Annotated in this window: 14 protein-coding genes; 6 read left to right on the top strand and 8 right to left on the bottom strand. The window is 72.7% G+C overall.

Translation table 11 applies throughout. The features are described from left to right. Positions 1–15: 15 nt before the first annotated feature. Entirely contained in the window at positions 16–1,224 is a 1,209-nt protein-coding gene (gene ilvA / locus H505_RS0112035) for a threonine ammonia-lyase (RefSeq protein WP_026402191.1), read from the top strand. Position 1,225: 1 nt separating this feature from the next. Here the strand turns inward: ilvA and H505_RS0112030 are convergent, their stop codons facing one another. From H505_RS0112030 to hppD, 5 genes are all read right to left on the bottom strand, one after another. Further along, positions 1,226–2,647 (bottom strand): M1 family metallopeptidase, encoded by a 1,422-nt coding sequence (locus H505_RS0112030; RefSeq protein WP_026402190.1) that lies wholly within the window; start codon positions 2,645–2,647, stop codon positions 1,226–1,228. Between the two features lie 152 nt (positions 2,648–2,799). Beyond that, positions 2,800–4,380, bottom strand: coding sequence for a M1 family metallopeptidase (locus tag H505_RS0112025; protein ID WP_051300607.1), 1,581 nt, complete (start codon positions 4,378–4,380; stop codon positions 2,800–2,802). 67 nt (positions 4,381–4,447) lie between these two features. Continuing rightward, positions 4,448–5,416 (bottom strand): RDD family protein, encoded by a 969-nt coding sequence (locus H505_RS47550; protein WP_157432972.1) that lies wholly within the window; start codon positions 5,414–5,416, stop codon positions 4,448–4,450. Between the two features lie 103 nt (positions 5,417–5,519). Continuing rightward, positions 5,520–6,377, bottom strand: coding sequence for an RDD family protein (locus tag H505_RS0112015; protein ID WP_026402188.1), 858 nt, complete (start codon positions 6,375–6,377; stop codon positions 5,520–5,522). A gap of 108 nt (positions 6,378–6,485) precedes the next feature. Next, positions 6,486–7,577, bottom strand: coding sequence for a 4-hydroxyphenylpyruvate dioxygenase (hppD, locus tag H505_RS0112010; protein ID WP_051300579.1), 1,092 nt, complete (start codon positions 7,575–7,577; stop codon positions 6,486–6,488). Positions 7,578–7,714: 137 nt separating this feature from the next. Here hppD and H505_RS41385 point away from each other — a divergent pair, with 137 nt between their 5' ends. Then, on the top strand, positions 7,715–8,230 hold the full coding sequence (locus tag H505_RS41385; RefSeq protein ID WP_051300578.1) for an Lrp/AsnC family transcriptional regulator: 516 nt from the start codon (positions 7,715–7,717) through the stop codon (positions 8,228–8,230). A gap of 116 nt (positions 8,231–8,346) precedes the next feature. On the opposite strand, the gene greA is transcribed toward H505_RS41385, so the two are convergent. Beyond that, positions 8,347–8,850, bottom strand: coding sequence for a transcription elongation factor GreA (greA, locus tag H505_RS0112000; RefSeq protein WP_026402186.1), 504 nt, complete (start codon positions 8,848–8,850; stop codon positions 8,347–8,349). Positions 8,851–9,155: 305 nt separating this feature from the next. After that, positions 9,156–9,569: a DUF4307 domain-containing protein gene (locus H505_RS48880; RefSeq protein ID WP_051300577.1), complete on the bottom strand. Its 414-nt coding sequence runs from the start codon at positions 9,567–9,569 to the stop codon at positions 9,156–9,158. A gap of 187 nt (positions 9,570–9,756) precedes the next feature. On the opposite strand from H505_RS48880, the gene mca reads away from it, so the two are divergent. From mca to H505_RS0111980, 3 genes are read left to right on the top strand one after another with little or no spacing between them, the layout of a single operon-like run. Beyond that, positions 9,757–10,611, top strand: coding sequence for a mycothiol conjugate amidase Mca (gene mca, locus H505_RS0111990; RefSeq protein WP_026402184.1), 855 nt, complete (start codon positions 9,757–9,759; stop codon positions 10,609–10,611). Next, positions 10,611–10,835, top strand: a complete 225-nt coding sequence (locus H505_RS41380; RefSeq protein ID WP_034517670.1) for a hypothetical protein — start codon at positions 10,611–10,613, stop codon at positions 10,833–10,835. The genes mca and H505_RS41380 overlap by 1 nt, the downstream gene beginning before the upstream one ends. 42 nt (positions 10,836–10,877) lie before the next feature. Further along, on the top strand, positions 10,878–11,696 hold the full coding sequence (locus tag H505_RS0111980) for a tetratricopeptide repeat protein (RefSeq protein ID WP_026402183.1): 819 nt from the start codon (positions 10,878–10,880) through the stop codon (positions 11,694–11,696). A gap of 26 nt (positions 11,697–11,722) precedes the next feature. Here H505_RS0111980 and H505_RS0111975 read toward each other — a convergent pair whose 3' ends face one another. Beyond that, positions 11,723–12,199, bottom strand: coding sequence for a pyridoxamine 5'-phosphate oxidase family protein (locus H505_RS0111975; RefSeq protein WP_026402182.1), 477 nt, complete (start codon positions 12,197–12,199; stop codon positions 11,723–11,725). A gap of 88 nt (positions 12,200–12,287) precedes the next feature. Here H505_RS0111975 and H505_RS0111970 point away from each other — a divergent pair, with 88 nt between their 5' ends. Further along, positions 12,288–13,220: a ribonuclease Z gene (locus H505_RS0111970; protein ID WP_026402181.1), complete on the top strand. Its 933-nt coding sequence runs from the start codon at positions 12,288–12,290 to the stop codon at positions 13,218–13,220. Positions 13,221–13,222 lie beyond the last annotated feature (2 nt).

Below are 13,222 nucleotides of genomic sequence, written 5' to 3'. Positions count from 1 at the left end.
TGGGAAGATCGGCGCATGGCTCCCGTGACCCTCGACGACGTCCGCGCCGCCCGGGATCTGCTCACCGACGTGATCGTCCCGACGCCGCTGATCCGGTCCCGGGCGCTGTCCGAGGCGATCGGCGGCCCGGTGCTGCTGAAGTGCGAGAACGTGCAGCGCACCGGCTCGTTCAAGATCCGCGGGGCGTTCGTGCGGATCGCGCGGCTCAGCGACGCCGAGCGGGCCCGCGGCGTCGTCGCGGCCAGCGCGGGCAACCACGCGCAGGGCGTGGCGCTCGCGGCGTCCATCCTCGGCTGCCGGGCGACGGTGTTCATGCCGGCGGGGGCGCCGCTGCCGAAGGTCGCGGCGACCCGCGGCTACGGCGCCGAGGTGATCTTCCCGGGCCCGACCGTGGACGACTGCCTCGTCGCGGCCGACACCTACGCCAAGGAGCAGGGCGCGATCCTGATCCACCCGTTCGACCACCAGGACGTCGTCGCCGGCCAGGCCACGATCGGCCTGGAGATCCTGGAGCAGTGCCCGGACGTCCGGACGGTCGTCGGGCCGGTCGGCGGCGGCGGGCTGATGGCGGGCGTCGCCGCCGCCATCAAGGGCGTCGAGAAGGACGTCAAGGTGGTGGGGGCGCAGGCGAAGCGCGCGGCGGCGTTCCCGCCGTCGCTGGCCGCCGGGCGCCCCATGCGGATCGAGACGCAGGCGACGATGGCGGACGGCATCGCCGTGGGCCGTCCGGGCGACCTCACCTACGAGCTGTTCACCGAGCTGGTCGACGCGGTCGTGACCGTGTCGGAGGAGTCGATCTCGCAGGCGCTGCTGCTGTGCCTGGAGCGGGCGAAGCAGGTCGTGGAACCCGCCGGGGCGGCGGGCGTCGCGGCGCTGCTCGAACACTCCTACGCCGTCCGGACGCCGGTGGTGGTGCTGCTGTCGGGCGGCAACATCGACCCGCTGCTGCTGTCGAAGGTGCTGCGGCACGGCCTCGCCGGCGCGGGCCGCTACCTGGTCGTGCGGTGCCGCCTCAAGGACCGTCCCGGCGCCCTGGTGACGCTGCTGGGCGAGCTGGCGGAGCTGGGCGTCAACGTGCTGGACGTGATGCACGAGCGGATGGCCGCGCGTCTCCACGTGGAGGAGGCCGAGGTCCTCATGCACCTGGAGACGCGCGGCGCCGACCATTCCGAGGACGTGATCGGCCGCCTCCGCGAGAAGGGCTACACCCTCACGCTGAGCTGACCTACAGCGCGGGCTTGCCCGGCGAGTACAGCCAGGTCTTCGCCCACGCGCCGAGGTCCTCGCCGGAGACCCGCTCGGCGAACCGGACGAAGTCCTCGGTGGAGGCGTTGCGGCCCTCGTAGGCGGACGGCCACGCCTTCAGGAACCGGAAGAAGTCGCGGTCGCCGATCTCCGCGCGCAGCATGTGGACGGCCATCGCGCCCCGGTCGTACACGGCGCCGTGGAAGATGTTGTCGCGGCCCGGGTCGGACACGACCGGCGTCCACAGGCCGTCGTCGGCGGGGGCGGCGTACACCTCGTCGAACGACGCCTGGACGGGCTTGCCCTCGAACTTCTCCGCGTACAGCCACTCGGAGTACGTCGCGAGGCCCTCGTTCATCCAGATGTCGGCCCAGCGCTCCGGCGTCACCGAGTCGCCGAACCACTGGTGGGCCTGCTCGTGCGCGACGAGCCCGGCGCTCGGGATCGCGCCCGGACGGTGCCCGAGGTCGTACACGGGCCGTCCCTGCGTCTCCAGCGCGTACCCGAAGCCGCCCTTGACGACGATCCCGCCGGTCGACCGGAACGGGTACCGCCCGTACATCGCCGACTGGAAGTCGAGGACGTCACCGGTCAGCTCGTGGAACTTCTTCGCGTTCTCCGGCGAGACGCCCTGCCGCTCGTCGGTCGCCGTCAGGTTCGGGACGCCCCGGTCCGTGCGGCCCTTGAGCACGTCGTACCGCCCGATGGCGATCATCGACAGCTCGCTCGCCATCGGCGCGCGCATGTCCCAGCGGGTCGTGGTCTTCCCGCGGCTCGTCCAGACGCCGCGCAGGTCGCCGTTCGACAGGGTCGTGAGGCCCTTCGGCGCCGTCAGCGTGAAGGTGTAGGTCGCCTTGTCGGTCGGGTGGTCGTTCACCGGGTAGACCGTCGCGGCGCCGAACGGCTGGTTCACCATCACCGCGCCGTCCGTCGTGGGGATCCAGCCGGACGTGCCGAGCGCCGGGTCGTCGACCGTCTGCGGGACGCCCGCGTACGCGACCGTCACCGTGAAGGCCCGGTTGCGCCGCAGGCCCCGGTCCGGGGTGATCTCGAGTTCCTGCGCGCCGGTCCGCGCGAACCTCGCCTTCCGCCCGTCCACCTTCAGCGAGGAGATCTTCAGCGGGCCGAGGAAGTCGAGGTTGAACCGGGACAGGTTCTGCGTGGCCTTCGCCCGGATCCGGGCGACCGCCTCGATCCCCTTGGTCTTCGGGTCGTACTCCAGCCGCACGTCGTAGTGCCGGACGTCGTAGCCGCCGTTGCCCATGTCGGGGAAGTACGGGTCGCCCGCGCCGGGCGCGCCGGGGGTGAACCGGGCGGCCGCGCCCGCGGGCGCCGCCGTCACCAGGACCGCCGCCGCGGCGCCCAGCGCCACCGCCGTCACGGCTCTGTGCGCTCTGCTCATGGACCTCGCCTTCCTTCGACGCCTCTGTCGCGATCAAGAATTTCCTCGCCGGGGCGCCGGATCAAGCGCGGGACGATCTCATCTTGCGATCATCACGGCCGGGAAAGGCCAAGGTCGGGTCAAGGGCGGGCGCCCGGAGGGCGTCCGCCGGGTCAGCGCGGCGGGCGGCCGCGCTCGTAGAGCCACGCCCGGAAGAGGGAGTCGAGCCGCTTCCCGGAGACCCGCTCCGCCGTCTCGACGAACTGCGGCGTCGTGGCGTTCGTGTTCTTTTTCTCCTTCGTCCACGTCTTGAGGATCTCGAAGAACGCCGCGTCGCCGACCTCGGTGCGCAGCGCGTGCAGCGTCATCGCGCCCCGGTCGTACACGGACCGGTGGAACATGTCCTTGCGGCCGGGGTCGCCGGGCGGGACGTCCCACAGCTCGTCCCCGCCGGTCTCGTACAGCCGGTCGAACTGCTCCTGCGGCGCCGGGCCGCCGGACCGCTCGCCCCAGATCCACTCCGCGTAGGACGCGAAGCCCTCGTTCAGCCAGATGTCCTTCCACCGCGTGACGCTGACGCTGTCGCCGAACCACTGGTGCGCCAGCTCGTGCGCGATGAGCGTCGGCGTCACGCCGTACGACCCGTACACCGGCCGGGTCTGCGTCTCCAGCGCGAACCCGACGGCCGCGTTGTCGACGATCCCGCCCGACGACGCGAACGGGTACGGCCCGAACAGCTTCGAGAACTCCTCGGTGACCCGGATGTTCTCGCGGTGGAAGCCGTCCAGGCTCGTCGACGAGGACGGGTCGGCGGCGGAGATCACCGGGACGCCCGACGCGGTGGTGCCGTTGCGGAACGCGAACTCGCCGACCGTCACCGTCGCCAGGTAGGTCGCCATCGGGTTCGCGACGTGCCACTTCGAGGTCGTGGTGGCGCGCGCGCCGATCGGGCTGACCGCCGGTCCCGGCGCGCCGCCGGGCTCGCCGGGCGTCCCGCCGGGGGTCCCGGGGGTCCCGGGGTCCGGCTCCTGCGGCGCGCCGGGCGTCCCGCCGCCGGGGGACCCGCCGCCCGGCAGCGACTCGGGGGTCCCGTTCGCGACCGCCGTCAGGCCCGCCGGCACGGTGATCTCGAAGTCGAACAGGGCCTTGTCGGACGGGTGGTCGTTGCTCGGGAACCAGGTCTGCGCGCCGCTCGGCTGGCACGCGACGAACACGCCGTCGGGCGTGCGGATCCACCCGTAGGTGCCGAGGACCGGGTCGTTCACCGGCTCCGGCGTCCCCGAGTACGCGACGACCGCGGTGAACTCCGCGCCCTTCTCCAGCGGCTCGGCCGGCGTGATTTCCAGCTCGCCCTGGGCCCGCTGCGTCCGCGCGGGCGCGCCGTTCACCGTGACCTCCGCGACCTTCAGGTCGGTGAGGTCGAGGTTGAACCGGGCGAGCCGCGCGGTCGCCTTCGCGGTGATCGTCGCGGTCCCGGACAGCTGCTCGGCGGCGTCCGGCATGATCGTCAGCTTCAGCCCGTAGTGCTGGACGTCGTACCCGCCGTTCCCGTCGCCCGGGACGTACGGGTCCCCGGCGCTGGTGGGCCCCGCCGGGCCGGTCGCGGCGGCGCCCGGCGCCCGCTCGGGGGCGTCCCCGCCCGGGAGCTGGCACGCGGTCAGCGTCCCGGCGGCGGCCAGGGCGGCCACCCCCGCGACGCCCCGGAGTGCGGCGCGCGCGCCTGGACGACGGGGGCTGCGGTCGTGTCCGGCCATGTTCACGCCGTCAAGCCTGCCCGGACGGGGACGCGCCCGGCAACTCGGATACCCGGCGGAACCGCCGTCAGCGCATGGCGTAGGGGTTCGGCGCCCGCGGATCGGCCTTGACCACGACCGTCCGGGCGATCTTGTCGTGCAGCGCCTGCCTGCGCCGGTCCCACAGGATCCACAGGACGTCGATGAACCCGATGCAACCGCAGATCCCCCCGAGCACGCTGTAGAACGCCGACCGCGCCGCCGCCTGGCTCGTCGCGATCGGCCCGCCGTCCTCCTCCCGCACCACCCGGATCCGCAGGAGCATCTTCCCGAGCGTCTGCCCCCACTTGGCGTGCATGAGCCAGAAGTAGAGGAAGCCCACGATGATGGCGATCAGGTTCGTCCACACCTGCATGCCGTTGTAGGCGTACTCGCCGGGCTCGGGGTCGACGACGGTGTCCCAGTTGACGAACGGCAGCGAGATCAGCCCGGAGATGATCGACAGGACGACGAGGTCGACGATGCCCGCCCCGAGCCGCGCCCACCGGCTCGCCAGCCCGGCCGCCGGGTCGATGTACTCGTTCGGCCCGCCGCCGTATCCGGGAAGCCCGCCGTACTGCTGACCGCCGGACGGGCCGCCGCCGTAGGACCCCGGGTACGGCGGAGGCTGCTCCCCGTACCCCTGCTCCCCGTACCCCTGCTCCCCGTACCCCTGCCCCCCGTACCCCTGCTCCCCGTACCCCGGTTGCCCGTACCCGCCCTGGCCGTACTGCTCCTGCCCGTAGCCCGGCTGCCCATAGCCGGGTCGGCCGTATCCGGGTTGGCCGTACTGCCCCTGTCCCTGCCCATAGCCGGGTTGCCCGTACCCCGGTTGCCCGTACCCGGGCTGCCCCTGCCCCGGCTGCCCCGGCTGGTCGGGCCGGTCGGGCCGGTCGGGGCCGGGCTCGCCGGGCTGCTCGGGCGGGGGTCCGTGCCCCTGCCCCTGCGGCCGCTGCTCGGGCGGCGGCCAGTCCTCCGGTTCTCCCCCGGAGCCGGGGTCGTTCGGCCGATGCGTCATGACGTTGACCTGGGCCGAGGCGCCCCCCTCCAAACGTGGCCGCGTCCGGGGCGCAGGAATGTTTACCGGCGGCTGAGCAAAGGTTGTCCGGAAGGTCCCGGCGTCATGACTTCTTGTACGGGTCGGCCGTCCACGGCGTCACCTTCACGACGACCGTTCCGGCGACCTTGTCGTGGAGCGACTGGCGCTGCCGGTCCCACAGGATGAACGCGTTGTCCAGCGTGGCGAGGACGCTGACGGGGAAAGCGGCGGCGGGCACCGTGAAGTTCAGGACGACCGTGACGATCGAGATGCCGTACACGAACGCCTGGCGGCCCGCGACCTGCCCCCAGCGCACCGCGGAATGGTCGGCGGCGCTCACCAGCCGGATCCCGCAGGCCCGCTTGCCGAGCGTCTGGCCCCATTTCGCCTGCGTGATCGTGTAGTAGGCGAAGCCGACGACGAAGACGATCACGTATCCGGTGAGCAGCACCGGGATGTTGTAGACCTCCATCGGGTCCGTGATCGGCTCGCCGGACTCGACGATCTCGGTGAACCGGTCCCAGCGGATGGCCGCCAGCATGATCGGGACCATGAGGACACCGAGGATCAGGCTGTCGAGGACGGCCGCGCCGAGCCGGGCCCAGCGCCCGGCCAGCATGTCCTCGGGCGCCATGTGGCCGGGCGGCGGCCCGTATCCCGGAGGCCCGTAGCCGGGCTGCCCGTAGCCCGGCCGGCCCTGCGGCGGGACGCCGTAGGGCTGCTGCCCCGGGTGCTGCGGGGGCGGGCCGGGCGCCGCGAACCCCTGCTGACCCGGGCCCGCGCCGTAGACCCCCTGGTAGGGCGGCGGACGGTCGTCGGCCGGAGCCTCGGGCGCGGGCGCCGCGGCGGCGTCGGGGTTCTTCGAGAGGTCGGGCGCGGAGGCGTCCGGGCCCGCCCGGTCGTCGTCGCCGGGGCCGGGGTTCTGTGGCGGTTCGCTCATGGGCACACAGTGTGCCCGTTTCCGGACGTCCCGGGCACCGCCGCGCGAGCGGCCGTCCGGCCCCGGACACGACCGGACCCGGTCCGGCGCGTCCGGGGCCGAGCGCCGTCAGAGGTTGCCGCGGCGCTCCTGCTCGCGCTCGATCGCCTCGAACAGCGCCTTGAAGTTGCCCTTGCCGAACCCGAGCGAGCCGTGCCGCTCGATCAGCTCGAAGAACACCGTGGGGCGGTCCTGCACCGGCTTGGTGAAGATCTGCAGCAGGTAGCCGTCCTCGTCGCGGTCGACCAGGATGCGCCGCTTCTGCAGCTCCTCGACCGGGACCCGCACCTCGCCGATGCGCTCCCGCAGCTCGGCGTCCTCGTAGTAGGAGTCGGGGGTGTCGAGGAACTCGACGCCCGCCGCCCTCATCTGGTCGACGGCGGCCAGGATGTCGTTCGTGGCGAGCGCGATGTGCTGGACGCCCGGCCCGCCGTAGAACTCCAGGTACTCGTCGATCTGCGACTTCTTCTTGCTCTCGGCGGGCTCGTTCAGCGGGAACTTCACCTTGCGGGTGCCGTCCGCGACGACCTTCGACATCAGCGCCGAGTACTCGGTGGCGATGTCGTCGCCGATGAACTCCGCCATGTCGGTGAAGCCCATGACCCGGTGGTAGAACTCGGCCCACTCGTCCATGCGCTCGACGTTGCCGACGCAGTGGTCGATCGCCTGGAAGTACCGCTTCTCCGGCGGCTCGACGATCGGACCGGCGGCGGCGAAGCCCGGCAGGTAGGGGCCGGTGTAGTTCGAGCGGTCGACCAGCGAGTGGCGGGTCTCGCCGTAGGTGCGGATCGCGGCGATCGTCACCTTGCCGTGCTCGTCCTCCAGGACGTGCGGCTCCTCGATCCCGGTCGCGCCCCGGGCGAGCGCGTGCCGGTAGGCCGCCTCGACGTCGGGGACCTCGATCGCCAGGTCGACCACGCCGTCGCCGTGCTCGGCGACGTGCCGGCCGATGTCGGTGCCGGCCTTCACCGGCCCCCGGAAGACGAACCGGGCGCCGCCCGACTCCAGCACGTGCACCGCCTCGTCCGGGCTGCCGTTCTCCGGGCCCCGGTAGGCCACGCGGCGCATCCCGAAGGCGGTCGAGTAGTAGTGCGCCGTCTGCTTGGCGTTGCCGACGGCGAAGACGACGGCGTCCATGCCCTTGACCGGAAACTCATCCATGCCACCCAATGTCCATAGTCGCCTACAAGGTGCGCAAGAGACTCTCAGATCACTGGGCAATCTGTAGAGTGATGCGGCAGACCGGTCGGACTATCTGTGCAATGTGACCACGACCACAACCACCCCGGGAGGGCGCCGTGCCGATCGACGACCTGGACGGCCGGGTGATCGAGCTGTTCACCGCCGAGCCGCGGATCGGGGTGCTCGAGGCGTCCCGCCGCCTCGGCGTCGCGCGCGGGACCGTCCAGGCCCGGCTCGACCGGCTCATCCGCGACGGCGTGATCGCCGGGTTCGGCCCCGAGATCGACGCGGCCGCGCTCGGGTACGGCGTCACGGCGTTCGTCACCCTCCAGCTCCGGCAGGGCGGCGGCCACGACCCGGTCGCCGCGCGCCTCGCCCAGGTGCCCGAGGTGATCGAGGCCCACACCATCACCGGGCCGGGCGACATGCTGTGCCGCGTCGTCGCGCGCAGCAACACCGACCTGCAGCGCGTCATCGACGCGATCGTGGAGGTCGCGGGCGTCGAGCGGGCGTCGTCCGTCATCTCGCTCGTCACCCAGGTGCCGTACCGGACGCTGCCGCTGGTCCGCGCCGCGTCCGGACGCCCGCAGGCGGAGCGCGCGGGAGGGGCGCGGCCCCGGCCGCCCCGCTGACGCGCCCGTCCGGCTCCGCCGGGAAGGGCCGGGAAGGGCCGGGAACGCGAGCGGCCCGCCGCCCCGGAAACGGGGACGACGGGCCGAACTGCGTTCTCCCGGCGGTGGGTGGCCGCTCAGGCGGCGCCGTACGGGGTGGCGTCGAGGATCTCGACGGTCATGTTCCGGCCGTTCGGCAGCGTGTAGGTGGCCTTCTCGCCGACCTTCTTGCCGTTGATCGCGGAGCCGAGCGGGGAGTTGGGGGAGTACACGTCGATGGGGGCGCCGACCTCCTCGCGGGACGCCAGCAGGAAGGTGACCTCCTCGTCGTCGCCTTCGAACGTGACCGTGACGGTCATGCCGGGGCCGACGAGGCCCTCGGTGCGCGGCGCCTCGCCGACGCGGGCGTTCTCCAGAATGGCCTGGAGCTGGAGGATCCGGCCCTCGATCTTGCCTTGCTCCTCCTTGGCCGCGTGGTAGCCGCCGTTCTCGCGCAGGTCGCCTTCCTCCCGCGCCGCCTCGATCTTCTGAGCGATCTCGATGCGGCCCGGGCCCGACAGGTGGTCCAGCTCCGTCTTGAGCCGGTCGTACGCCTCCTGGGTCAGCCAGGTGACGTCCTTGTCAGCGCGGGTCTCGGTCACGGGTACTCCTCATCACATGGTTCGATCCTCGCTCGCCCACCGGTGGGAGAGCGTCATCGACATGAAGTGCGGCCGGGTGAAACCTCTAGCCTATCCGGTGTGTGCGGGTAAAGGTTCCCTGAACTCGTCGTCGGCAATCCGCCAATCACGGTTCGGCATCGGCCGCGGTATTCGCACGGGTGCGCCGGGCCGTTTCGCCGCCGCGATCCCCATGCCCCGGCCGGACGCGTCCATGCGCCGGCCGGTCGCCGGTCCTCAGCGCCCGCCGGGCCCGCCGGTTCCACGGACGTCCGCCCGGCCTGCGCTCATCCGGTCGTCTTGGCGCACTGGTGAATGCGCGCGCCGGTCGCCTCCCGCGGCGTCCGCAGCGTCTCGGTCCCCGTCGCGCCGGACTTTCCGGCGGGCACCAGGATCGTCTTCTCCGCGAGAATGTTGAAGTCGGTGTCGAACGCGTCGATCGTGCACCGCACGGGGTCGCCCTCCGGCTTCGCCACCGAATAGCTGATCTTCACGGTGTTCTCGGTGATGTCGTAGGCGACCGTCTGCGACGCGACGCCCGGGGTCGTCGAACCGGCGAACCCCGCGATGATCCCGAAGCCGCCGGCGGCGAGCACCACCAGCACGCCGATCACCACCAGGCCGATCCGTCCCCGGACGGTCCTCGCCCGGTCGGTCGGTTCCTCGGCGGGCGCTGCGGCGTCGGACACGCTCGTGGTCATGGCGGGAATCTCCGTGCGGGGTGCGACGTTGTCAGGGACAATTCTCGTCTGTCGTGGCGCGTGCTCCGAACCGGGGCCGCTTTTCACGGCCCGCCGTGTTCGCTGAGAGGGAGATCCCCAGGTGTCCGAGGTCATCGACGGTACGACGCTCGACCGCCCGTCCGGCGGGAACGAGCCGCTGCGGCTGATGGCGGTGCACGCCCATCCCGACGACGAGTCCAGCAAGGGGGCGGCGACGATGGCGCGCTACGTCTCCGAGGGCGTCGAGGTGCTGGTGGTCACCTGCACCGGCGGCGAGCGCGGCGACATCCTGAACCCCGCGATGGACCGGCCGGAGGTCAAGGCCGACATCGGCCGGGTCCGCAACGAGGAGATGGCGCGGGCCCGCGAGATCCTCGGCGTCCGGCAGCGCTGGCTCGGCTTCGTCGACTCCGGCTTCCCCGAGGGCGACCCGCCGCCGCCCCTGCCGGAGGGCTGCTTCGCGCTCGAACCGCTGGAGAAGGCCGCGGCGCCGCTCGTCCGGGCCGTCCGGGAGTTCCGGCCGCACGTGCTGCTGACCTACGACGAGAAGGGCGGCTACCCCCACCCCGACCACGTCAAGACCTACGAGATCTCGGCGGAGGCGTTCGACGCGGCGGGCGACCCCGACCGGTACCCGGGCGAGGGCGACCCGTGGCAGCCGCTCAAGCTCTACTACCACATGACGTTCAACAAGGAGCGGATCGTCGCCCTGCATACGGCGATGCTCGAGCGGGGGCTCGAATCGCCGTACCACGACTGGATGGAGCGCTTCGACGAGCGCCCGCAGCTGTGGGACGTCACGACCCGCGTGCCCTGCGCCGACCACTTCGAGACCCGCGACAAGGCGCTGCTCGCGCACGCCACCCAGATCGACCCGAACGGGTTCTGGTTCGTCGTCCCGCTGGACGTCCAGCGCGAGGCATGGCCCACCGAGGACTACCATTTGGCCAGGTCCCTGGTCGACACCGAGCTGCCGGAGGACGACCTGTTCGCCGGCATCCGGGAGAGGGTGTGTCTGTAGTGCTTCCAGTCCTCGCCGATGACTATCCCCTGAACGACACCACGGTCTCCCCGGGTGTGCTCGGCTTCGCGTTCTTCATCGCGTTCTTTGTCGCCCTGTTCTTCCTCATCCGGTCCATGAACAAGCGGCTGCGCAACATCAACGCGCCCCGCGAGGCCGACCTGAAGCAGGAGGCGTGGGAGCGCCGCCAGGCCGCCGCCGGAGGCGCGAAGCCGGCCGAGTAGCGGACGGGTTGGAGTGCGGCGCGTCCGGGGAGGACCCTCGACGTGCGCGCGAACTTCGAGGACTCCTACCGGGAGCTGGAGCCGGCGGCCGCCCGGCTGCTGCGGCTGCTCGCCCTGCAGCCCGCCGACGGCATCGGGCTCCCGGCCGCGGCCGTCCTGGCCGACCGGCCCGAGGACGAGACGCTCGCCCAGCTCCGGGCGCTCGCCGACCACGGGCTGGCCGTCGACGCCGGCGGCGGCCGCTACACGCTGCCCGGCCCGGTCCGGGTCCGGGCCGCCGAGCACGCCGCGGCCGAGGACGACCCCGGCGAGCGCGACGCCGCGCTCCGCCGCGTCCTCGACCACTACCTCGCGTCCGCGCCCGGCACCGGCCTCGAGGAGCACGGCCTCGCGCTGCTCGACCGCGAGCGCCGCGCCGAGGCCGTCGAGACCCTGGAGGAGGCGCTGCGGGACGCCGAGCACGGCGGCGACCGCCGCACCGTCCTGCTGGCCCGCCACCACCTGGGCCGCGCGCTGACCGCCGCCGGCGCCGTCGACCGCGCCATCGAACTGCTCGGCCCGCTGCCCGAGGAGTTCGCGGCCCTGCCGGACCCCGACGAGTACGACCGGGGCCGCGCCCTCCTCGGCCTCGGCGAGGCGTACCTGCACGCCGGCCGCCCGGTGGCGGCGGTGAACTTCTTCGGCCAGGCCCTCGACGCCGTGCGCACGCTGGACGCCCCCGACCTGGAGGCCGACGCGTACGCCCACCTCGCCGAGGCGGCCCGCCGCCGCGGCGACGGGACCGCCGAAACCGCCGCCCGCGAAGCCGCCGAGCGCGCGGCCCGGGAGGGGCGAACCCCCGGCGGGCCCCCGCCGCGCTGACGGCGTCCGGCGGAGGCCCGGCGAGGTCACGCCTTGCGGTGGTCCCAGCTCACGACGTCCTCGGGGTCCATCACGATGAGGACGCGCTTCGACATCGCCTGCTCGATGCCCGCCTCGATCGCGGGGTCGATGGGCTCGCCGATGGCGGGGACGGGCAGCCCCGCCATGCGGGACCCGACGACGCGGCCGACCTTGAGGAGCTCGTCGCGGTCCTCGATGACGAGGCCCCGCCCGTTCAGCTGGACGCCGCGCAGCTCGCTGTACTCGACGCCGTCCTCGACGAGGCACGTCATCGCCGGGTTGCGGCGCAGGTTCACGACCTTCTGCGACGACTTGTAGGTCGTGAAGGCGATCTTGCCGTCGAGGAGCGCGTAGAACATCGTGACCAGGTGCGGGCTGCCGTCCTTGTTGAGCGTGGCGACCTGCACCTTGAAGCTTTCGGCGAGGTACGAGGCGACCTCGTCCGGCGTCATCCTGATCCTGTCGCGCTTGCCACCGGCCATGTGACGGCTCCCTCTGTAGACGGCGCTGAAGACGGGCCGCCAGGATAACCGGGTGCTTACCGGCGGATCGGGGCGGCACCATGGACAGATGTCCGCACGCGACCTGACCGTGCTGGGTTCCGCCAGCGCGGTGCCGACGAAGGCCCGCAACCACAACGGCTACCTGCTGCGCTGGGACGGGCACGGCCTGCTGTTCGACCCCGGGGAGGGCACGCAGCGGCAGATGACGCGCGCGGGCCTGTCGGCGCACGACGTCACGTGGATCTGCGTGACGCACTTCCACGGGGACCACTGCCTCGGGGTGCCGGGGGTCGTGCAGCGGATCGCGCGGGACGGCGTCGAGCACCCGGTGCGCGCGGCGTTCCCCGCGAGCGGCGCGCGGTACTGGGAGCGGCTGCGGCACGCGTCGGTGTTCCGGGACACCGACGTCGTCGTCGAGCGCCCGGTGTCGGGCGACCGCACGGCGCTCGACGTCGGGGACGCGCCGTTCACGCTCGTCGCGCGGCGGCTGTCGCACCCTGTCGAGGCGTACGGCTACCGGCTGGCGGAGCCCGACGGGGTGACGATGCTCCCGGAGCGCCTGGCCGCGCGGGGCGTCCGGGGCCCGGACGTGCGGCGGTTGCAGGAGGACGGGCGGGTGACCGGGGCCGACGGGTCCGTGGTGACGCTCGAGGAGTGCAGCGTGCGGCGCCGCGGGCAGAAGTTCGCGTTCGTGATGGACACCCGGATGTGCGACGGGGTCGGCGAACTGGCCGACGGCGCGGACATGCTCGTCATCGAGTCGACGTTCCTCGACGCGGACGCGGGGCTCGCGGCCGAATACGGCCACCTGACGGCGGCGCAGGCCGGGAAGGTCGCGGCGGACGCGGGGGTGCGCCTGCTGGTGCTCACGCACTTCTCCGAGCGGTACCGGCCCGACGAGGAGCACCGGTTCCGGGACGAGGCGGCGGCCGTGTTCGACGGGGAGATCGCGCTGGTGCGCGATCTCGACCGGATCGCGATGCCGCGGCGCCGCACCTGACG

Source organism: Actinomadura rifamycini DSM 43936 (assembly GCF_000425065.1).
Lineage (GTDB): Bacteria > Actinomycetota > Actinomycetes > Streptosporangiales > Streptosporangiaceae > Spirillospora > Spirillospora rifamycini.
Note: the sequence above shows the minus strand (reverse complement) of the source record. Positions and strands in the feature narration are given on the sequence as shown.

Coding starts and splice junctions, on each gene's coding strand:
- ilvA (WP_026402191.1), top strand. CDS start 16: ATGGCTCCCGTGACCCTCGACGACGTCCGCGCCGCCCGGGATCTGCTC.
- H505_RS0112030 (WP_026402190.1), bottom strand. CDS start 2,647: ATGAGCAGAGCGCACAGAGCCGTGACGGCGGTGGCGCTGGGCGCCGCG.
- H505_RS0112025 (WP_051300607.1), bottom strand. CDS start 4,380: ATGGCCGGACACGACCGCAGCCCCCGTCGTCCAGGCGCGCGCGCCGCA.
- H505_RS47550 (WP_157432972.1), bottom strand. CDS start 5,416: ATGACGCATCGGCCGAACGACCCCGGCTCCGGGGGAGAACCGGAGGAC.
- H505_RS0112015 (WP_026402188.1), bottom strand. CDS start 6,377: ATGAGCGAACCGCCACAGAACCCCGGCCCCGGCGACGACGACCGGGCG.
- hppD (WP_051300579.1), bottom strand. CDS start 7,577: ATGGATGAGTTTCCGGTCAAGGGCATGGACGCCGTCGTCTTCGCCGTC.
- H505_RS48880 (WP_051300577.1), bottom strand. CDS start 9,569: ATGACCACGAGCGTGTCCGACGCCGCAGCGCCCGCCGAGGAACCGACC.
- mca (WP_026402184.1), top strand. CDS start 9,757: ATGGCGGTGCACGCCCATCCCGACGACGAGTCCAGCAAGGGGGCGGCG.
- H505_RS0111975 (WP_026402182.1), bottom strand. CDS start 12,199: ATGGCCGGTGGCAAGCGCGACAGGATCAGGATGACGCCGGACGAGGTC.
- H505_RS0111970 (WP_026402181.1), top strand. CDS start 12,288: ATGTCCGCACGCGACCTGACCGTGCTGGGTTCCGCCAGCGCGGTGCCG.